Here is a 19,960-nt window from a genome sequence, read left to right as displayed (position 1 = left end):
ACGACCGAAAGCAGCGCCCGCACATGAACCCTGACGAGCTCGCCTCCCTCGCCACCGAGGCCTTCCGCCCCGAGCTGGCGGAGATCGACACCCTGCCCACCGCCGAGATCGCCCGGCTGATGAACGCCGGGGACCAGTCCGTACCCGCCGCCGTCGCCGACCAGCTCCCCCGGATCGCCGCCGCCATCGACGCCATCGCCGAGCGGATGGCCCGCGGCGGGCGGCTGGTCTACGCGGGCGCCGGCACCGCGGGCCGGCTCGGCGTCCTGGACGCCAGCGAGTGCCCGCCCACCTTCAACACCGCGTCCGGCCAGGTGGTGGGCCTGATCGCGGGCGGCCCGATCGCCATGGTGGAGGCCGTCGAGGGCGCCGAGGACTCCGCCGCGCTCGCCGAGGCGGACCTGGCCGCGCTCGGCATCGGCCCGGACGACACCGTGGTCGGGGTCTCCGCCTCCGGCCGCACCCCCTACGCCATCGGCGCCGTCGAGCACGCCCGCGCCCGGGGCGCGCTCACCGTGGGGCTGTCCTGCAACCCGGGCAGCGCGCTGGCGGCCGCCGCCGAACACGGCATCGAGGTGGTGACCGGCCCCGAGCTGATCACCGGGTCCACCCGGCTGAAGGCGGGCACCGCCCAGAAGCTGGTGCTCAACATGGTCTCCACCATCACGATGATCCGGCTCGGCAAGACATACGGGAACCTGATGGTGGACGTGCGCGCCTCCAACGAGAAGCTGCGCGCCCGCTCGCACCGGATCGTCGCCCTGGCCACCGGCGCCCCGGACGCCGAGATCGAAGCGGCGCTCGACGCCACCGACGGCGAGGTCAAGCAGGCCATCCTCACCCTGCTCGCCGGGGTGGACGCGGACACCGCGGCCGGGCTGCTCACCAAGTCCGGCGGCCATCTGCGCGCCGCGCTGGACGGCTGACCGCTTCGGATAGCGCAACCGAGTGGGCGCGGGCGGCCTCCGGCGTGCGCGCCGCCTCCCCGTACCGCCGCGCTGGCACCATCCGCGCCATGACGACGACCGACCCCCGGGCCACCGCCGCCGCCCTGCTGCCGCTGGTCGGCGGCGCGGCGAACGTCAGCTCCGTCGCCCACTGCATGACTCGCCTCCGCCTCGGCCTGCGGGACCGGACGCTGGTGCGGGACGCGGAGGTCCGGGCGCTGCCGGCCGTGCTGGGCGTGGTGGAGGACGAGGCGACCGGCACGTACCAGATCGTGCTCGGCCCGGGCACGGTCGCCCGGGTCACCCCCGCGTTCGAGACCCTGGTGGACGCCGAGGGCCTCGCGACCCGGGGCGAGGCCATCCGGGCCGGGCAGCGGGCCCGCAACGCCACCCCCGGCAAGCTGCTGCTGCGCCGGATCGCGGCCGTCTTCGTCCCGCTCATCCCGGCCCTGATCGGCTGCGGGATCGTCGCCGGGCTCACCGGACTGCTGGTGAACCTGGGCTGGCTGCCGGGGCTGACCCCGGCGCTCACCGCCACCGCCTCCGGCTTCATGGCGCTGATCGCCGTCTTCGTCGGGGTCAACACCGCCAAGGAGTTCGGCGGCACACCCGTCCTGGGCGGGGCGGTCGCCGCCATCGTGGTCTTCCCCGGCGTGGCCAAGGTGGAGGTGTTCGGGCAGCAGCTCTCCCCCGGCCAGGGCGGGGTGCTGGGCGCGCTGGCCGCCGCCGCGCTCGCCGCGTACATCGAGAAGTGGTGCCGCCGCCATGTCCCCGAGGCGCTGGACGTGCTGCTCACCCCCACGCTCACCGTCCTCGTCGCCGGACTGGCCACCCTCTACGGGCTGATGTACGCGGCGGGGGCGGTCTCCACGGCCATCGGCACCGCCGCCGACCGGTTGCTGGCGGGCGGCGGCGCGGTCGCCGGGGCGGTGCTCGGCGGGCTGTTCCTGCCGCTGGTGATGCTCGGGCTGCACCAGGCGCTCATCCCGATCCACGCCACCCTGATCGAGCAGCAGGGGTACACCGTGCTGCTGCCGATCCTCGCCATGGCGGGCGCGGGCCAGGTCGGGGCGGCCGCCGCGGTGTACGTACGGCTGCGCCAGGACACCGCGCTGCGCCGCACCATCCGCTCCGCGCTGCCGGCCGGGCTGCTGGGGGTCGGCGAACCGCTGATCTACGGGGTGTCGCTGCCGCTCGGCCGGCCGTTCGCCACGGCCTGTGTGGGCGGGGCGTTCGGCGGGGCCTTCGTGGGGCTGTTCGGGATGCTCGGCGGGACGGTCGGCGCCACCGCGATCGGCCCGTCCGGCTGGGCGCTGTTCCCGCTGCTGGACGGCGGGGACGGGCTGACCGGGACGACGGTGGCGGTGTACGCGGGCGGGCTGCTGACCGGGTACGTGACGGGGTTCGCCGCCACGTACCTCTTCGGTCTGAAGGGGATCACCGGGAGCGGGGGAGCCGGGGCGGCTGGGGGAGCCGGGGCGGCCGCCGAGGAGCCGCCGTCCCTCACGTCCGCGCCGCCTGCTCCCGGATCGTGACCCGCCCCTTCCTGATGGTCGCCAGCCGGGGCGCCCGGCGGGCCAGCGCGGTGTCATGGGTGACCATCACGAAGGTCAGCCCGCTGTCCTCCCACAGCTTCTCCAGCAGGTCCATGATCTCGTCGCGGGTGGACTCGTCGAGGTTGCCGGTCGGCTCGTCGGCGAGCAGCACCGCGGGCGACTTCACCAGCGCGCGGGCGATGGCCACGCGCTGCTGCTGGCCGCCGGACAGCTCGCCCGGCAGATGCCCGCGCCGCTCGCCGAGCCCCACCGAGGCCAGTACCTCCCCGGCCCGCTCCCGCCGCTCGCGCGGGCGCAGGCCGAGTGGGACGAGCGCGGTCTCTACGTTCTCCTGGGCGGTGAGCGTGGGCACCAGGTTGAAGCCCTGGAAGACGAACCCGATCTTCTCGGCCCGTACCCGGGTGAGCCGCGCCTCGGGGAGGGTGGCCAGGTCCACCCCGTCCAGGACCACGCTTCCGGCGCTCGGCCGGTCGAGCCCGCCGAGCATCTGGAGCAGGGTGGACTTCCCGCCGCCGGTCGGGCCCTGGATGACCAGGCGCCCGCCGTCCTCGATGGCCAGGTCCACGCCGTCCAGCGCCTGCACGGTGGCCTTGCCTCGCTGGTAGCGCTTGGTCACGCCACTGAGCTGGTACATCTCTCGACTCCTGTCGTACGAAGGGGGGTTCGGGGCTCGGTCAGGCGACCCGGCGCAGGGCGTCCGCCGGGCGCAACCGGGAGGCGCGCCAGCCGCCGAACGCGCCCGCGACCAGTCCCCCGGCCACCGCGAGGCCCACGGCCAGGCCGATCGCGCCGAGCGACACCGGCGCGGTGAGCGCGATGTCCACCGCACGGCCCGCCGTCTCGCGCGCCGGACCGCCGCCGCCCCCGAACCCGCGGGGGCCACCCATCTGCCGTGATCCGCCGCCCAGTTCGGCGGTGAGGGTGGGCCCGAAGGCGGTGACCGCCCAGGCCCCGGCCAGGCCCAGGGCGATGCCGAGTGCGCCGCCGATCAGCCCGTTCACCAGCGCCTCGCCGACCACTTGGCGGGTGACCCGGCCGCTGCGCCAGCCCAGCGCCTTGAGGGTGCCGAACTCCCGTACCCGGCGGCTGACCGCCGAGGAGGTCAGCAGCCCGGCCACCAGGAAGGCGGCGGCCAGCACGATGACCGAGAGCCACTTGCCGACGCCGGAGGCGAGGTCGGCGGCGGTGGACAGCGAACCGGAGACGGTGTCGGCCAGGTCGGCGGAGGTGGTGACCGTGGTGTCCGGGACGTTCTTCCGCACGGCCGCCTTCACGGCGTCGATCCGCTGGGAGTCGGTGGCCCGGACGTAGACCGTGGTCACCTTCCCCTTGGCGTCCGCCAGCGTCTGCGCCTGCTTCAGCGGCACGTACACATGGGCCGCGGCGTCCCCGCTGTCCGCGGTGGCGATGCCGATGACCGCGTACGCGGTGCCGGAGACGGTCAGCTTCCCGCCGACCTCCAGCTTCTGCTCCTTGGCGTACGCGCTGTCCACGACGGCGACCTTCGCGTCGGTCTCCGCGGCCGTGAAGGTCCGGCCGGAGGTGATCCGCGAGGAGGTCAGCGGGCCGAGGTCCTGCCGCGCCACATCGGTGCCGAAGAGGGTGTACGCGTTGACGTCGAACGCCGCGCCACCGCCCCGTACCCGGTCGCCGCCACCTCCTCCCCCGCCCTCGCGGCTACCGCCGGGCGGGGTCTGCCCCGGCTCGATCTCCCCCCGGGTGAACTGCCCGTTCACCTTCATCACCCGGGCGCTGAGCCCGCCCACCGCGTCGGCGACCCCGTCCTGGCCGGCGACCTTCGCCACGGTGGAGTCGGCGAGGGCTTCAAAGCCCTGCACCATGACCAGGTCCCGGCTCTGGTCGCCGCCCTCCTCCCCGCTGTCCTCGGCGTCGAACTCGAACCGGGGCCGCCGTACCGACTGCTGCCCCTCGCCGGGCGGCTCGGCGGCCTTGGTGACGGTCATGTCGGTACCCAGCCCGTAGAGCGACTGGAGCACCTTCGCCTGGGCCTGGCTCATCCCCTCGGAGACCGCGCCCACGACGATGACGAGCGCGATTCCCAGCGCCAGTCCGGAGGCGACGACCAGCGCCGCCTTCCTGCGACGGCGCAGCTCGCGCCGGAGGTAGGTGAAGAACATGGCGTGACGGTATGGACGCGCCGTGATGGGCGGTTAAGGCGCGACTGAGAGCCGGATGAGAAGCGTCCCGGGCGGCACACCGGCGGCCCGGGCACCATCGACTTCACGAACGCCTGACCGCGGTGACCGGGCGCCGGCCGGCCGGCGCCCGGTGCGGATCAGCGTGCGGCGGTGGCCCCGAGGCGGTCTGCCGGGTCGGCGGGCGTCGGCCCCGGCGCCTCCGTCGCCGATGTGGTCGCCGTGTGCAGCAGCCGGATGACCAGCAGCCCGGTGGACGCCTCGCTCAGGACGGCGGTGGCTTGCACCAGCCGGTTGTGGTCGTCGGCGGGCAGGGACAGGGCGACGCAGGCCGTGTCATGGCCGGGCAGGGTCAGCGAGAGCGCCGCGCAGACGTTGTGCGGCGAGTATTCGAGCAGGTCGAACTGGACGGCGCGCGGCCCGTGCCGGTCGAGGGTGTCGAACAGGGCCCTTGGGTCGGTGATGGTGCGGGAGGTCAGGGAGACCGGGCGGTGGCGGGCCAGATGCTCCAGCCGCGCCCCGGTGTTCAGATCGGCCAGCAGCGCCTTGCCGTTGGCACTGGCGTGCCCGGCGTTGGGGAAGGGGACGCCGACACGCACGGGTGGCGCGCTGCCGCTGTGCGAGGACTGCGCCAGGGCGATCTCCCCGTTGGTGTAGGTGCTGAGGTAGACGGCGGCGCCGAGACGGTCCCGCAGCGCGTCCATGGTCTGCTGCATCAGCCGGTTCCGGGTGTCGCCGCCGGTGGCCATCTCCAGTACGGCACCGGGGTGGTGCGCCCCGTCGACGGTCTCCACGAGGAACTGCCGGGTCAGCCATTCCACCAGCCCGGAGGCCGTGCTCAGGCTCATCCGGGTGCGGCGGGCCAGATCGCGGGTGGAGATCCCACCGGCCCCCTGGATGAGCAGGAGCAGGTCCCGGGCCAGTAGGGCGTTGGTCTGCCAGCGGGGTGGTGCGGCGGGCGGGACAGGGCTCCGGCTCAGGTCGGTGAGGTGCGCGGACCGCAGCACGTTCGGCGACCAGCGCGACTCGCCCTCATGAGTGACGGTGTCCGCGCGGGCCGCGGCGACGGCTCCGGCCGCCACCATGTCGAGGTACGGGAGGGAGGCGGGCGACACCGGAACCGGGCCGTCCCTCCGATCGCCCTCGACGGCCCGCAGCCGCGGCCGGAGGGCCGCCGTCGGCGCGGACGTCCGGTTGGCGGCGAGCGGAGGCTCCTGGGGGGCGGGGACCAGTGCCAGCCGGCGCCCGGGCCCCGGTGCGGGCGCCGGGTCCCGCGCCACCGGCGGCCGGAGGCGGATCCCGAGGCGGACCTCGTCGTAGAACTCCGGGTCCTCGATGCGCTCTCCGCCCTCTTCGGACCCGTCTCCCCGGTCATCCCCCCGCACATCCGCCCGGCCGTCCGCGCGTGCCCGCGCATACCCTCGGCCGTCCGCGCGTGCCCGCGCATCCGCCCGTCCGGGTGCGCCCCCGGCGGCCAGCAGCCGGCGGGCGTCACCGTGCCCGCGCCGGGCCGCCTCGGCGACCAGGAACACCACCTCGGCGGCCCAGTCGCCCCCGCCGCCCTCGTCGCCCCCGTCGCCCCCGGCCCGCAGGGCCACCACGGCCAGCCGGAACAGCGCGCCCGGGTGCCCGGCCTGGGCCGCCTCGCCCAACCAGTCCCCAGCCGTCGCCAGTTCGCCCCGCCGCAGCGCCCTGGTACCGAGCCGGTACCGCGAGTTGGCCTCCCGCTGGTCCACGGCCGACGGCCCGCCGGACGGGCCCGGGTCGTCGGCCGGTACGGCGTAGCCCTCCGGACGGTCCCAGAAGTCTGGCTCCCCGATCAGTTGCTGCCGCAGCACCCACAGCTCGGCCGGGAGCGCCGTCCCCGGGCCGCCGTCGTCCTGGTTGAAGCGGCTCACGCCCGTCACCCGTCCTTCTCCATGTCGTGTGCCTGTCCTCGGTTGCCCTGTCCGTCCCGGATGTGCCCGGCCAGCCGGCGCCGCAGGTCGATCAGCGCCCGGTACCGGTCCCGGTGGACACGGGCCTTGGGTATGTCCAGTCGTTCGGCTATCTGGGGGTCGGTGAGCCCCTGGCTCTGCAGCCGCACCACCTGCCGGCACCGGCTCGGCGGCATGGCCTCGATCGCGGGCCGCACCAGGTCGTCCATCGGATCGACGTCGCGAGCGGTCTCCTCGCCCTGCGCGAGGCCCTCGATCGCCGAGTCCGCCACCGCCGTCTCGACCCTCCTGCGGACCTCGCTCGCCGCGAGGTTGCACGCGGTGGTGTAGAGGTACGCGTCCAGGTCCTCCGCCGCCGTCAGCCTTCCCGCCCGGGCCCTTTCGAGCAGCCGCAGATAGGCCTCATGTGCCAGGTCCTCGCATGCCTGCACGGTCAGTCCGCGGCGGAACCGCCCGTGCAGCTTCGAGATCAGGGAGCGCAGATAGTCCCGCTGGTACAGGTCGTGCAGGCGCTGGAGCAGACGCGTCTGTGACGCGCGCGCCGCCGGCGCCGGGGACGGGCCGCCGGTCGGCGAGGCGTTCGGCGCCACCGCCGCCGCGCGGGCCTCCTCGTTCACCACCGGCGGTCCGCTTCGCTCGACGGCTTGCCCGCGCCGAGGGCCGGAACGGGCGCCACCCGGACGGCCACCGGGGCGGCCCCGCCGACGGCGACCTCGACCCGTACTCCGTCGGCGGCGCCGGGCCGGCACGGGCACGGCGCTTCCGGCTCGCGGCCGCCGCGCCGGGAAGGCAGACCGTCCTGGCTCGCCCGCGCCCAGGCGAACAGCGCGTGCACCGCGCTCACGGCGGCCGGGATACACCCGAGCCACTCCAATGACGGCGTCATGACAGTGCGTCTCCATCCGTTCGGAAGGGGGTCCGAAAGGCGCGGCTCCGCGCCCTGCCCCCTGGACGCCCCAACCACCCCTGATCTCCCACCGGTTTCGGAAAACGCCGAAGATGAACGTTTCCGCTCGGGGGGCGCTCAGAGGAGACCGATGGCGCATACGGAGCGGACCGGGGAGCGTCTACGCGCGACGGCGCCCCCGTACCCACCCCGTAGCGCAAGCACATCCCTCAACCCCTTCGCCTCGCGCCGGGGTGCGCTCCCCCTGGCCCCACCGGATCCCGCTCTCAGCAGACCTCGCGCGCCTGCTCCTCGAACGCCTCCCGGCTCACGGTGCCGTCCAGGGTCAGCACCTCGCCGTCCGGCACCCGGGCGAGCCGCTCGGCGTCGAAGGACACCGTGCCGGTGTACGCGTAGGAGTCGTCGGGGTCGCCGAACGCCAGCCGGTAGGAGTGGCCCGGCCGCAGCTCCCGTATCCCGTGGAACTCGGCATCCCAGTCCGAGGGCGGGGCGAACAACGGGAAGTCCGCGGCCCGATGCTCCCCGCGGGCCTCCCAGCCGACCCAGCCGACCGAGGCCTCCTCCGCCGCCCCGCCCCCCGGGTCACCGGTGGGCGTGCCCTCCAGGATCGGGCCCCGCACCCGGCCGTCCTCGTCGCAGGACCGCAGCAGCACCTGTGCCGTGCCCTCCCGGTCGGCGTACACCGCCACCAGCGGGCGTTCCACCGGCGCACACCCGGCCACCGACACCACCATCACCCCGCCGAGCAGCAGCGCCCCGCGCCTCCGCCGCGCCCGCGCCCCCGTCCGGCTCCCCACCAGTGCCCTCCCCGACCTCCGAGCCCCTCCGCCGGACCAGCCCCCGCCCCTCCGCCGGACCCCGGCCCCGCCCCATCCGCCGGACCCCGGCCCCGCCCCATCGGCCGCCCGGCCGCCGCTCGTCGGCCGCCCACCCGGCGCGCAGTCAAGCACGTGGCCCGGGGAGGCGCCCCCGTGCAGCTACTCCCCCGGCCCCGACCGGGCGTGCGCGGCGGCGATGTCGGTACGTGAGCCGACGCTCAACTTCCGCATGATGCGGGCCACATGGTGCTCGACGGTCCGGGTGGACAGCACCAGGCTCTCGGCGATGTCCCGGTTGGCGCGGCCCTGGGCGACCAGCCGGGCCACCTCCTGCTCGCGCGGCGAGAGCCGGTCGCCGTAGCCGAGGCGCCCGCGGCGGTGGGTGGTGACCACATCATGGCGGCGCAGCAGCCGCTGGCAGCGGGCCACATCCCAGCGTGCCCCCAACTCCCGGTAGGTCTCCACCACTTCCCGTATCACCTCCACCGCGTCCTCTCCGCCGGTCCCTTCCCCGGAGTCCGCGTCCAGCAGACAGCGCCCGCGGGCCTCCGCCGCCCGGGCCGCGTCGAAGGGGCGGGCCAGCCGGCGCCACTCCCGCTCCGCCTCGGTGAGCAGGGCGGCCGCCTCCCCGTACCGGCCCTCCGCCTCGGCCAGCAGCGCCCGGGCCACGGTCAGTGCGGCCTGGTCGGCGGGGGCGTCCCGGTCGGCGGTCCCGGCGGCGAAGTCCGCCACCAGCCGGTGCGCCCGCTCACCCTGGCCGCTGGCGCACAGCGCCTCCACGGCGGTCGGCACCAGTTCGCCGCCCCACACCCAGCCGCCGGTCCGCTCCAGCCGCCGCAGTACCTCCTCCACCGCCTCGCTGGCCTGTCCGGGGCGTCCGGCCTCCAGATGGACCCGGGCGAGCGCGGCGGCCGAGGCGGTGAGGATGACCCCGGTGTCGTAGCGGGTGGTGCGGGCGGCCGTCAGCAGGTCGCGCCGGGCACGGGGCACATCGCCGAGGACGTGCAGCGCGGTCAGCCCGCGCACCAGCATCGCCTCGGAGGTCAGATCGGGTATCTCCTGGTAGAGCCGGGTGGTGCGGTCGGCGTCCTGGTGCAGCCGCTCCCACCGCCCGGCGTGCCAGTCGATGACCAGCCGGGCGGTCTCGGTCAGCCCCTCCAGATACGGGCTGCTGGAGTCGGCGAGCCCGGCGGAGGCCCGGTCCAGATAGCTGCGGGCCCGGTCGGCGTAGCCGAGGGCGACGGCGGCGTGCGCCAGATTGGTCCAGCCCCGGGCGAAGTGCGCGGCCTCCATGGCGGAGCCGGCCGGGGCGCGGAGCGCGTCGGCGGCGGCCCAGGCCCGCCGGTCGCCGAGCAGCATCAGCGCGGTGGCCCGGTTGGCGGCGATCGCGGCCCGGGCCACCGGGTCGGTCACCCGGTCGGCGAAGGCCTCGGCCCGCTCCAGCCAGGCCTGGTGGCGGGTGATCGGCCAGCCCTTGATGGACGGGATGGCGGCCACCACCATGGCCCGGGCGGCGGTCTGCGGGTCGGACAGCTCCAGGTCGGGGATGGCGAGCGCCACCTCGTTGAGGCTGTCCAGCGCGCCCCCGCTCTGGTTGCGCAGCACCACACTGAGGTGGAGCCGGATCTCGCCGCGCAGCCGGGGCGGCGGGTCGTCCTGGTCCAGCACCCGGCGTACGGCTTCGACCACCGGCTCCCCGGCCCGCGCCAGCTGTGCGGTACGGGCCAGCTTGGCGGCGGCCCGGATCCGCCCCTCGGGCCGCGGATCCTCCTCCACGACCTGCGTGTACAGCAGGGTCGCGGTGGCGTAGTCGCCCTCGGCGGCGGCCCGGTCGCCCGCCGCGACCAGGCAGCGCAGGCCCTCCCGTACCCGGCCGCCCGCCCGGTACAGCCGGGCCAACTCGGCCAGCGGCAGCGGCCCGTCACCGGCCCGGTGCAGGGCACGGGCGGCCCGCAGGCTCAGCCAGGCCAGCCGGGGCCCGGGCACCTCCTCATAGGCGGCCTGCCGGTCCAGCGGATGCCGGAAGACCGGGTACGGGCCGTCCGCCCGCAGCACCGAACCCCGTACGGCGAGGTGGGCGGCCTCCTCGGCCCGCTCGGGCCCGATCCCCGCCACCTCCCCCAGTACGGCGACGGGCACCGCCCGGTCCAGCACGGCCGCCGCCTGCACCAGCCGCCGGGCGTCCTCGGTCAGCCGCCCGTACCGCAGCGCCAACTCCCGCCGCAGCCGCAGCGGCACCCCGCCCGCCCGCACCGCCTCCAGCACCGCCCCTGTATCCGTCCCCGACCCCTCGCCCTCCGCCCGGATATCCTCCGCCTCCCTCAGCAAGGCCTCGACCGCCCCCGGCAGCCCACCCGCGCGCCCATGCACCAGCTCGGCAAGCTCCCCCACCTCCCCCTGCCCCTCCCCCTCCCCTATCCCGTCCCCGGACTCCCCCAGCCCCCGCTCCCTCGCCCACCGCCGGACGAACTCCCCCGTCTCCTCCGCCGTCCACGGCCGGACGTCCACCTCCACCAGCTGCGCCTGCCGAGGGACCCGGAGCCCGAGCAGCGGCAGCCCCGGCGCGGCGCACTCGGTGACCACGACCCGCAGCCGGGGCGGCAGCGCCGCGAAGAGGTGGTGCAGCAGATCGAGGGTCGCGGCGTCGGCCCGGTGGACGTCCTCCACCACCAGTACGGTGTCCCCCTGGGCGGCCAGCAGAGCCCGTACCGCGCGCGGCAGCAGCGCCCGCCGCACCTCGGGGTCGGCCGCCGAGGCGGGCGGCTCCGGCAGCCGGCCGGCCAGCTCGGGCACGACCAGCCCCACCACCCCGGTCACCGCCGGCAACCCCTCCCCCGGCTCCCCCTCCCGGTAGGGCAGCGCGGCCAGCGCGTCCGCCACCGGCCCGAACGGGACCGGGTCCACCCCGTCCGGGCACACCGCCCGCAGCTGCGTCCACCCCGCGAACCCGTCAGCCCCTTCGCGCCCCTCCAAGACCTCGTCCACCAGCCGGGACACCCCGCTCCCGGCCTCCCCGCGCACCACCACCACGCACGGCCCCGCCCGCAGCACCTCCCGCAGCCACCGCACCTCCCCCGCCCGCCCGACGAACCCGCCCCCGCCCGCCGAACCCCCGGCGAGCCGCGCGTTCGCCGCACCCCCACCGCGCCGCATCCCGGCCGGCTCCGCACCGCACCCCGCACCGAAGGAACGTCTCTCCACCGGGTCCTCCTCCCGCCGCGCACCACCCCGGCGGTCCGCTGCGGCCCGTTCGCGCACGCCGGAGCCCCGTGGCTCGGGCACCGTGGTCCGGTCCCCTCCTCGGGCCGGACCACGGCACCCGCTGGTCAGGTGGTCTACCCGTCCGATGGCCGAGGTCGCAATAGGGGGCCACCACCTACGGAATGCGCGAGGCCGTCCGGACCGTGCTCGGTCGCCGGTCGGCACCGGACCGAACGGGTCCGGAGACCTGGCCGGATGGACGGCGTCACGGGATCCGGAACAAGGCTCCCTTCTTTGGGTAGCGCTACGCATTGCTGGCCCCCGAGCGCGTGACCGAAGCTCTGGGCGGTCCGGCAACGCCTCCCCGTATCCCGGGGTCCTCCGCCGGGAGGAGCCCGGGGTACGGGGCGACCGCCTCCCCACGCGGACGTCCGGCGCGATCCGGCCCGGGCCGCACGAAGCCCCACTCCGTGCGGCCCGAACACCCACCCCCCACCCCATCGCCTGTGGACACCGTGAGCCGCGGCGTCCACCACCGACTGTCATGACCGCGACAGCGTTGTCCCGGTCGGACGGTCCGCTCCCCGGGCCCGGCACGCACATGCCGGGCCCGGGGGCAGCGGGCGCTGGGGGCCGCCTTCCGGGCCATGAGCCGGCCCGGACAGCCCTCAAGGGAGAGAAACCCATGGAGTTCGACGCTCGCGTGACCCGGCGCCTGCTCGCCGGGGCCGCCAGTGCCGCCCTGCTCATCGGGGCCGCCACCACCGCCGGGGCGGTCGCCGCACCCGTACCGCCCGGCGGCGGCGAGGGCCGCATCGTCGGGGCCGACCGTGCCGGGGCCATCGAGGGCTCGTACCTGGTCACCCTCAAGGACAGCGTCGCCCGCGCCGACATACCCGCCTCGGCGAAGGCCCTGGCCAAGCGGCACCAGGGCAGCCTGCGGTACACGTACACCGCCGCCCTGCGCGGCTTCGCGGTGAACATGTCCGAGGAGCGGGCCAAGCAGCTCGCCGCCGACCCCTCGGTGGCCCGGGTGGAGGCGGACGCCGTCGCCTATGCCGTGGACACCCAGAACAACCCGCCGTCCTGGGGCCTCGACCGTGTCGACCAGCGCAACCTTCCCGTCGACAAGGCGTACAGCTACTCCACCACCGCCTCCAACGTCACCGCCTACATCGTGGACTCGGGCGTCCGGCTGAGCCACCGCGACTTCGGCGGCCGGGCGGTCAGCGGCTACGACTTCATCGACAACGACTCCAACGCCTCCGACTGCCACGGCCACGGCACCCATGTCGCCGGCACCGTCGGCGGCGGCTCCTACGGGGTCGCCAAGGGCGTCAAGCTGGTCGGCGTACGGGTCCTCAACTGCCAGGGCAGCTCGGGCGACTCCTGGGCGCCGGTGCTGGCCGGCATCGACTGGGTGACCAAGAACGCCAAGAAGCCCGCGGTGGCCAACGCCAGCATCGGCGGCGGCAAGACCCAGTCCGTCAACGACGCGGTGGCCGCGTCCATCGCCTCCGGGGTCACCTGGGTGGTCGCGGGCGGCAACAACAACGCCGACGCCTGCTCGTACTCCCCGGCCTCCACCCCGGCCGCCATCACCGCCGGCGCCACCAACAGCCGCGACGCCCGCGCCACCGGCTGGTCCAACGGCCAGGGCTCCAACTACGGCTCCTGCCTGGACATCTTCGCCCCCGGCGACTCCATCGTCTCCACCTCCAACTCCGGTGACACCAACTCCCAGTCGATGAGCGGCACCTCGATGGCCTCCCCGCACGTCGCCGGTGCCGCCGCGCTGATCCTGGCCGCCAACCCGACCTGGTCCCCGGCCCAGGTCCGCGACAAGCTGGTCGCCGACGCCACCCCCGACAAGGTCACCGACGCCCGCACCGGCTCCCCCAACCGCCTCCTCTACACCGGCACCGGCGGCACCACCCCGCCCACCGGCAAGAAGTTCGAGAACACCGACGACTACCCGATCCGCGACAACGCCACCACCGAGTCGCCCATCACCGTCACCGGAGTCACCGGCAACGCCCCCGCCAACCTCTCCGTCGCCGTGGACATCCGCCACACCTTCCGCGGTGACCTGAAGGTCGAGCTGGTCGCCCCCGACGGCAGCGCCTACCTGCTGAAGGACTACAACAGCAACGACAGCGCCGACAACGTCCAGGCCACCTACCCGGTCAACGCCTCCGGCGAGACCGCCAACGGCACCTGGAAGCTCCGCGTCACCGACAACTGGACCAACGACACCGGCACCGTCAACGCCTGGTCCCTCCAGTTCTGACCCCGCCCCTCCACCACCACCCAGCGCCGGCCGCCCTCCCCAAGGGCGGCCGGCGCCTTGCCCCGCCTCAGAACGGGCCGGTGTGCACCTGCCGCTGCTGAAGATCGACGGCGAAACGGGCAGCGGTCAGGAAATCGTTGTCGTCATGGATGACCACAAGGCCGTGCTGTGCCGCCGTGGCGCACACGAGGAGATCGACCGCCGAGAGCGCCCGGTGCGCGCCGGCCTCCGCCAGGCGGCGCTGAAGGGCACCGATCCACTGAGCGGCGCCCTTCGGTACGGCGACGTCGTCATACAGCTGGGCGTACATCTCGCTCATGGAGTCGTACTCACCAAGGTTCCTGGCTGAGCGCAGGAACTCCACCCGCTGCGGGTGGCAGGAGCGGATATCGCCATCCTCGGCCGCCCCGTGCCATAGGTCACGGACATCCTTGTCGCGAAGCATGCGCCAGAGTGCGGACGAATCCAGCAGGTAGCGACTCAAGGCTGGAAAGCCTCCTTGTCCGCACGATGGGCGGCCTCGGCGCCTTCTATGTCCCACCCCTGAGCAGCATCGAAGAACTGCTCGTATGCGGCCGACCGCAGCAGCCGCTTGTTGTACTCCTCCAGCGCCTGGGCCACAGCGGCCGTCTTCGTCCGATGCCCGCCCAGCCGCTTGGCGGTCTCCAGCGCCTCGTCATCGATCTCGATGTGCGTCAGCGACATCACGACCCCACTCTCTGTACATTCGAGACCGCCACTGTGCCCCCTAAATGTACAGCCAGCTTTTAGCGCGAGCGAGGCGTCACGCCCTACAGCACCCTCCACCGCCGGTTCAACTCCCGAACACGCGCACGCAGCACCTCCCATGGATCGGCCGGGGACAGCTTCTCCGGCGGGCACTCCCACTCCCGCCCCCCGCCAGGCGGCCGCAGCCGTACGAGGCCGCCGCCCCACCCCCGTACCTCCCCCAACCGCCCGTCCCGCCCGTCCACGGCCCACTCGCTCGCCCTCACCCGCGCGCCCCGCGCACGCCTTGCAGGCCGCGCAGCGCCTCTACCAGCCGCGTCGCCGTCTCCAGATTGCACCGCCCGAGGTCCACCAATGGGGCCGCCGCGTCCCCCGCCATCGTCACCGGATCAACCCCGAGGGACGGCAGGACCACCCCCATCTCCTCCAACTCCCCCCGCAACCGCGCCACCACGTCTTCCACCGCCGCCAGCCGTTCCATCAGCACCCCTTCCGGTTCAGTCCTCAACAGACCGATTCACACGCTGTGTGTTTATGTTCTGCACACGGAGTTGCCAAACCGCGCCATCCCCCAAGCCTCCAATCAGCCCCGGCGCCCGGCCCAGCCCCTCCCTGGTCCCCTACGCCACCGCCGCCGCCAGCCGGAACCAGACCTCCTTGCCGTCCGCCCCGCCACCGGGCCCCGGCGTACCCCCCAGCGCCGCCCCGACCCGCACACCCCAGGCCTGCGCGTACACGTCCAGCAGCAACAACCCCCGACCTCCCTCCCGTTCGGCCGAGGTCTCCCGGACGTACGGCAGCACCGCGCCACCCCCGTCGTCCCGCACCCCGAAGGTGACGGCGGCGCGCTCCCCGGCGGGCACGTCCACCAGCACCTCCACCTGCGGGCTGCGGGTGTGTGCGTACACGTTCGCCACGGCCTCCGAGACACACAGCCGCGCGGGCTCCAGCAACTCGGCCCGCCCGAGCCCCCGCAGCACCAGGCACACCCAGTCCCGGGCCAGCTTGGCGGTCGTCGGCGCGTTGGGCGCGGTGAGGCGGTAGCCGCCCGAAGGCGGTGGAGTGACCAGGGCCATGAGCATGGCGTTCTCCCATTGGAGGTCAGCGATCCTGGAGTTGGGTGCGCGTCGCGTTGCCACCGTGGCTCGGCCGCCGGGCGCGCCAAGGGCGCGGCGGGGCGGCTGCACTGCGGGGTTACCGGCTCGCGGTGCGCTACTCCACCGACGGTAGCGCACTCGTCACACACGTGAGACGAAAACGTCTAACTCCTTATCCCTGCGCTCTCGATGGCACGTCACCCGTCACACTGGATCGGGAAACGGAGGGGACTCATGCCGTCGAGAAAGACGCCCACGGCACGCCAGCGCCGTCTGGGAACAGAGCTGCGCAGGATGCGAGAGTGCGCAGGGCTCAACCTCGTTCAGGCTGCCACCACGCTGGGCACGGACCGGACGAGTATCAGCAACATCGAATCCGGTCGCTTCGGCGTGAGCGCCGAACGGGTGCGCGCCTGGTCTCAGCTGTACGAGTGCGGGGACGGCGACTACGTCGACGCCCTGGCGCGGATGGCCGGAGAACGCCACAAGGGATGGTGGGAGGAGTACCGGGAACACCTCGGCGCGGGAGCTCTGGACCTGGCCGAGTTGGAACATCACGCTCGCGATCTGCGGAGCGTGCAAATCATGCACATGCCCGGGCTGCTGCAGACGGAGAGCTACACCAGGGCCGTCTTCTCCCACGCGGTGCCCACACTGAACTCCGATGCCCTCCGCCGTCGCCTGTCGCACCGGCTGCGGCGCCGGGACGTACTCGACCGGATGAACCCGCCGTCGTGCACCTTCCTGATCCATGAGGCCGCCCTTCGCCTGGAGTTCGGAGGGCCGGAGGTGTCGCACACGCAACTCCGCCACATCCTGGATGAGTCCGAGCGACCCAACGTCACTGTCCGCGTGATTCCCTTCGCCGCTGGCGGCTTCCCCAACGCGGGCAGCTCCACCATGTACGCCTCCGGCCCTGTGCCCCAGTTGGACACGGTCCAGACCGACACCCCGACCGGTCCAGCCTTCATCGATGCCGAGAGCAGGCTTGTCAACTACCGGGCTATTCTCGACCGGACCGAGGAACGGTCACTCACTCCGCAGCTTTCACGCGACTTCATCCACCAGTTGACTCAGCAAAGGCAGGCGTAGCCCAGTGGAAGCCAGTTGGCGCAAGTCCTCGTTCTCGACGGACGCTGAAGGCAACTGCATCGAGATCGCTCCAGAACCGGAAGGCGATGGTGTCCTCATACGCGAGAGCGATGCCCCTGCCTCGGTCGTCGCCACCAGTCGCGAGAAGCTTCGGGCATTCCTCCTCGGAGCCAAGGCGGGGGAGTTCGACCACCTGGTGTGATGGCGTACACCAGCGTGCCAGGGGGTGCAGACCACCCTGACGAGTGCCACCGTTGCGCTGGTCGCCAACAATCCGGCCAACTTTCGGTGCTGCAACGTTCCTGAACTGGCCGACTCTTTGTAATCGCTTGACGACTGGTGGAGTTGGCCCGGATGGTCGTGCGGCCGGCGCGTCCGCCACCGGCCTCGCCGCATCCAACGGAGGAAGCCATGACGTTGCGCTTCATCGGAAAGGACCCTGAGTCGGGCGATCACGGCTCACCGGCCGTGTGAGTGCACACAGAGACCAAGGGCCTGATATCCCAAGGATGGAAGGCTTCCGGACCGATGCCGGCCGAGAGCCGCACATACGTCGAGTCGCCTGACCACGAGGGCGTCGTCCGCGTGCCGGCCCGCATGATTCCGCTCCTCAAGGAGGCGCTGCGTGTCGCAGAGTCTGACTGACTTCTCCGACTTGCTTCGGCGGACGACCAGGTCAGCAGTCCACCTCGAAATGCGCGACGTCTACGGGGTCGACAACGAAGGCAAGGCATTCGCCGACTGGCAGGCCCGGCACGCGTTGAATCCCACTGATCGAGCCTCGTGGTGGCGGCCTTGGCTTGACCTCGTGCAGGAAGCGACGAGCAGTGGCGTCGTCGTACGACGTGCCCGCATCGTCTCTGAGCCTGCCAGCGGCTACATCCGCTTCGAGCACTCCGGCACCTTCACGAACGTGGCCGCCGGAGAGCAGATCCGCTGGCTGCCGCGCAGGCAGTCATCCGATCTGGCCCTGCCCGGCAACGATTACTGGCTCTTCGACGAACAGGTGGTGCCGTTCGACATCTTCGACGGAGACGGCCGGTGGGTACACACCGACCAGACCGACGATCCCGCTGTCGCAACGCTCTGCGCCCCAGCGTTCGAGGTGGTGTGACACCGTGCCGTCCCACACGAGCAGCGCTCCACCAGGCCGTCCCACCGACCAGCTCATGTCTTCATCGCTCTCCAGCGCCCAGGCCGCCCGGGCCGCGGTGGCCATGCGCCTGCAGTCCCTGATGAAGGACGCGGGGCTGTCCGGACACGAGCTGGCCATCCGCTGCGGCTGGCACAAGTCGAAGTCCTCCCGCATCGCCCGCGGAGTGACCCCGCCGTCGGACGCCGATATCCGCGCCTGGTGCGCGGCCTGCGGAGCCGAGGACCAGGTCCCGGACCTCATCGCGGCGGCGAGGAACGCCGAGGGCATGTACGTCGAGTGGCGACAGCTGCACAAGGACGGCATGCGCCGCGTACACGAGCGGAACGTGCCGCTCTACCAGCGGACCCGCCTCTTCCGGGTATACGCCTCGAACCTCATTCCCGGGATGACGCAGACAGCCGGGTACGCCACAGGCCTGCTCACCTCCATCACCGAATTCCAGGGCACCCCGAATGACGTTCCGGAGGCAGTCCAAGCCAGGCTGTCCCGCTCCCGGGTGCTCTACGAAGGACACCATCGCTTCGCGCTGCTCCTTGAGGAAGACGTCCTCCACCACCGTGTCTGCCGGGACGATGCCATGCGGGCACAACTGCGTCACCTGCTCACCGTCATGGGTCGCCCGAACGTCTCGCTGGGAATCATCCCGCGCCGGGCGCGGCGCACCGTCTGGCCACTCGAAGCCTTCTACGCCTTCGACAGCGCGCAGGTCGCCGTGGAGACACTGACCGCTGAGATCAACGTGACCGCGCCCAGCGAAGTGCACACCTACCTGCGCGCCTTCGCCGAACTCTCGAAGTCGGCGGTGTACGGCGCCGCCGCACGAGCTCTGATCCAGGAGGCCGTCGACGCGCTCGGGTGAACCACTGCAACCCGATGCAACCCGATGGCCGCACCACCTCCCGGCTCCCTAGCTTCCTCTCAGCGATCGAAGGGCGACCGAGAGGGACGCGGTGATGACGGCAGAACCCACACGGTGGCATGAGCCGCCCGTCGAGCTGTCCGAGCAGGCATTGCCGACGCCCCGGCCGGTGGCCGGCTGTCCCGAGTGCGAGCGACTGGCGGCGTTGCGACGTAAGGCGGCCGACCGCCAGGACCACTCGACCGTCGTGGACTGCAACGTCCTGATGCGGATGCATCCGACGGGACACCGGTAGCACGTCCGCCCCGTGGGACACGGCCACCTTCAAAGCCTCCGCCCGAGTACGTACGGGCGGTGCCCAGACGGCCCGCATCGGGTCGTCTGCCCTACTCCCAGCAGGAGGTACACCACCATGCACATGCGTGACGACCTGTACGCGCTCGACGCGAGCGGCGCGGAGTTCCGCAGGGCCTGCGGCGGCAACACCCATCCCGACGGCGAGTCCTGCGTGACGCTCGCCCGGCTCGGGGCCGGTGTCTGGGCGCTGGGTGACAGCAAGCGCCCGGGCGGCGAGCCGCTGAGGTTCACCACCGCCGAGCTGAACGCGGCCGGTATCGACCCGGCACGCTTCGGACTCTCCGCCTGAGACAGCGGACCCCTCGACGGCCTCGTTCCACGCCAGGCGGGGCCGCCGCCTTCTCAGCGAACAGGCCCGAACAGAGAGGCGCTCGTGCACCACCACGGATACAGCTGGCTCGGTGAGAAGAAGGCCTTCGACAACGAAGGGGTACGGCGACCCGCGCCCGAGCACGCACCGCCGAGCGGCGGCGACGAAGGGCTGCGGGAACGACACCGGGCGGCTGTCGCGGACTTCCCGCTCACTCCGGTACCGCCGATCCAGACCGCGCACTGGCTGGTGAAGCCTGCCGCGCTGGTACGCGGCACCTGGGCCGAGCCGGGGGAGGCCGGGCGGTGGCTCGGTACCGAACTCACGGCGTACGCCGCCCGGTTCGCCAGCCCGGCGGAGCGGGCGGACGAGTGGCTGGAGCTACTCGTCCGTGGAGCGGTCGGACGGCTGGCCTGGGGCGGCGATGTGTCACTGGGGCACTATCTGGTCGGCACCGCCTTCCACTCGGTGGCACTGGTGACCTGCTCCCCCAACCGCGCCGATCCGGGGCTGCGGTGCCCGGTCGGCACAGGGGAGCGATGACCCTC

General features: G+C 73.3%; 21 protein-coding genes. 10 read left to right on the top strand and 11 right to left on the bottom strand.

The window, feature by feature from the left end; all coding sequences use genetic code 11:
- Positions 1 to 23: 23 nt before the first annotated feature.
- Together murQ and ABZ945_RS00470 are read left to right on the top strand one after the other, a co-directional pair.
- Positions 24 to 926 carry an N-acetylmuramic acid 6-phosphate etherase gene (gene murQ, locus ABZ945_RS00475; RefSeq protein ID WP_361261569.1) on the top strand — a complete coding sequence of 301 codons (903 nt, stop codon included), beginning with the start codon at positions 24 to 26 and terminating at the stop codon, positions 924 to 926.
- An 89-nt stretch (positions 927 to 1,015) separates the two neighbouring features.
- Positions 1,016 to 2,482 (top strand): PTS transporter subunit EIIC, encoded by a 1,467-nt coding sequence (locus ABZ945_RS00470; protein WP_361261566.1) that lies wholly within the window; start codon positions 1,016 to 1,018, stop codon positions 2,480 to 2,482.
- Here the strand turns inward: ABZ945_RS00470 and ABZ945_RS00465 are convergent.
- From ABZ945_RS00465 to ABZ945_RS00435, 7 genes are all read right to left on the bottom strand, one after another.
- The gene (locus tag ABZ945_RS00465; protein ID WP_361261564.1) at positions 2,451 to 3,137 is read right to left on the bottom strand and encodes an ABC transporter ATP-binding protein; all 687 of its coding nucleotides are present in this window, start codon (positions 3,135 to 3,137) and stop codon (positions 2,451 to 2,453) included. The two genes, ABZ945_RS00470 and ABZ945_RS00465, sit on opposite strands and share 32 nt — an antisense overlap.
- Before the next feature lie 40 nt (positions 3,138 to 3,177).
- Positions 3,178 to 4,641: an ABC transporter permease gene (locus tag ABZ945_RS00460; RefSeq protein ID WP_361261561.1), complete on the bottom strand. Its 1,464-nt coding sequence runs from the start codon at positions 4,639 to 4,641 to the stop codon at positions 3,178 to 3,180.
- A gap of 158 nt (positions 4,642 to 4,799) precedes the next feature.
- Positions 4,800 to 6,557 (bottom strand): IclR family transcriptional regulator C-terminal domain-containing protein, encoded by a 1,758-nt coding sequence (locus ABZ945_RS00455; protein WP_361261558.1) that lies wholly within the window; start codon positions 6,555 to 6,557, stop codon positions 4,800 to 4,802.
- Positions 6,558 to 6,562: 5 nt separating this feature from the next.
- Positions 6,563 to 7,216: a sigma-70 family RNA polymerase sigma factor gene (locus ABZ945_RS00450; RefSeq protein WP_361261556.1), complete on the bottom strand. Its 654-nt coding sequence runs from the start codon at positions 7,214 to 7,216 to the stop codon at positions 6,563 to 6,565.
- Entirely contained in the window at positions 7,210 to 7,440 is a 231-nt protein-coding gene (locus tag ABZ945_RS00445) for a hypothetical protein (RefSeq protein WP_361261553.1), read from the bottom strand. Before ABZ945_RS00445 ends, ABZ945_RS00450 begins: the two co-directional genes overlap by 7 nt.
- Before the next feature lie 329 nt (positions 7,441 to 7,769).
- Complete coding sequence (locus ABZ945_RS00440) at positions 7,770 to 8,300, bottom strand: hypothetical protein (RefSeq protein ID WP_361261550.1); 531 nt, start codon at positions 8,298 to 8,300, stop codon at positions 7,770 to 7,772.
- A 180-nt stretch (positions 8,301 to 8,480) separates the two neighbouring features.
- Complete coding sequence (locus tag ABZ945_RS00435) at positions 8,481 to 11,522, bottom strand: LuxR C-terminal-related transcriptional regulator (RefSeq protein WP_361261547.1); 3,042 nt, start codon at positions 11,520 to 11,522, stop codon at positions 8,481 to 8,483.
- Positions 11,523 to 12,207: 685 nt separating this feature from the next.
- Between ABZ945_RS00435 and ABZ945_RS00430 the strand changes: the two genes are divergently transcribed.
- Positions 12,208 to 13,812, top strand: coding sequence for a S8 family peptidase (locus tag ABZ945_RS00430; RefSeq protein WP_361261544.1), 1,605 nt, complete (start codon positions 12,208 to 12,210; stop codon positions 13,810 to 13,812).
- Positions 13,813 to 13,879: 67 nt separating this feature from the next.
- Here ABZ945_RS00430 and ABZ945_RS00425 read toward each other — a convergent pair whose 3' ends face one another.
- The 4 genes from ABZ945_RS00425 to ABZ945_RS00410 form a co-directional block, all read right to left on the bottom strand.
- The gene (locus tag ABZ945_RS00425; protein ID WP_361261541.1) at positions 13,880 to 14,296 is read right to left on the bottom strand and encodes a PIN domain-containing protein; all 417 of its coding nucleotides are present in this window, start codon (positions 14,294 to 14,296) and stop codon (positions 13,880 to 13,882) included.
- Positions 14,293 to 14,517: a type II toxin-antitoxin system VapB family antitoxin gene (locus tag ABZ945_RS00420; protein ID WP_361262841.1), complete on the bottom strand. Its 225-nt coding sequence runs from the start codon at positions 14,515 to 14,517 to the stop codon at positions 14,293 to 14,295. The genes ABZ945_RS00425 and ABZ945_RS00420 overlap by 4 nt, the downstream gene beginning before the upstream one ends.
- Positions 14,518 to 14,803: 286 nt before the next feature.
- Positions 14,804 to 15,022 (bottom strand): hypothetical protein, encoded by a 219-nt coding sequence (locus ABZ945_RS00415; RefSeq protein WP_361262838.1) that lies wholly within the window; start codon positions 15,020 to 15,022, stop codon positions 14,804 to 14,806.
- Positions 15,023 to 15,161: 139 nt separating this feature from the next.
- On the bottom strand, positions 15,162 to 15,623 hold the full coding sequence (locus tag ABZ945_RS00410; protein WP_361261538.1) for an ATP-binding protein: 462 nt from the start codon (positions 15,621 to 15,623) through the stop codon (positions 15,162 to 15,164).
- A 249-nt stretch (positions 15,624 to 15,872) separates the two neighbouring features.
- Between ABZ945_RS00410 and ABZ945_RS00405 the strand changes: the two genes are divergently transcribed.
- The 7 genes from ABZ945_RS00405 to ABZ945_RS00375 all read left to right on the top strand — a co-directional run bounded on the left by ABZ945_RS00405 (position 15,873) and on the right by ABZ945_RS00375 (position 19,955).
- Complete coding sequence (locus tag ABZ945_RS00405) at positions 15,873 to 16,730, top strand: Scr1 family TA system antitoxin-like transcriptional regulator (protein ID WP_361261535.1); 858 nt, start codon at positions 15,873 to 15,875, stop codon at positions 16,728 to 16,730.
- 4 nt (positions 16,731 to 16,734) lie between these two features.
- The gene (locus tag ABZ945_RS00400) at positions 16,735 to 16,932 is read left to right on the top strand and encodes a DUF397 domain-containing protein (protein ID WP_361261532.1); all 198 of its coding nucleotides are present in this window, start codon (positions 16,735 to 16,737) and stop codon (positions 16,930 to 16,932) included.
- Positions 16,933 to 17,355: 423 nt separating this feature from the next.
- Positions 17,356 to 17,844, top strand: a complete 489-nt coding sequence (locus ABZ945_RS00395) for a DUF6879 family protein (protein WP_361261529.1) — start codon at positions 17,356 to 17,358, stop codon at positions 17,842 to 17,844.
- A gap of 55 nt (positions 17,845 to 17,899) precedes the next feature.
- Entirely contained in the window at positions 17,900 to 18,745 is an 846-nt protein-coding gene (locus ABZ945_RS00390; protein ID WP_361261526.1) for a helix-turn-helix transcriptional regulator, read from the top strand.
- Positions 18,746 to 18,839: 94 nt separating this feature from the next.
- On the top strand, positions 18,840 to 19,040 hold the full coding sequence (locus tag ABZ945_RS00385; protein ID WP_361261523.1) for a hypothetical protein: 201 nt from the start codon (positions 18,840 to 18,842) through the stop codon (positions 19,038 to 19,040).
- Positions 19,041 to 19,157: 117 nt separating this feature from the next.
- Positions 19,158 to 19,391: a DUF397 domain-containing protein gene (locus tag ABZ945_RS00380; RefSeq protein WP_361261520.1), complete on the top strand. Its 234-nt coding sequence runs from the start codon at positions 19,158 to 19,160 to the stop codon at positions 19,389 to 19,391.
- 84 nt (positions 19,392 to 19,475) lie between these two features.
- Entirely contained in the window at positions 19,476 to 19,955 is a 480-nt protein-coding gene (locus ABZ945_RS00375; protein WP_361261517.1) for a hypothetical protein, read from the top strand.
- Positions 19,956 to 19,960: the final 5 nt, after the last annotated feature.

The sequence above is a fragment of the Streptomyces sp. NPDC046887 genome, from assembly GCF_040644755.1.
GTDB lineage: Bacteria > Actinomycetota > Actinomycetes > Streptomycetales > Streptomycetaceae > Streptomyces > Streptomyces lichenis.
This window is presented reverse-complemented; position numbering and strand designations above follow the sequence as displayed.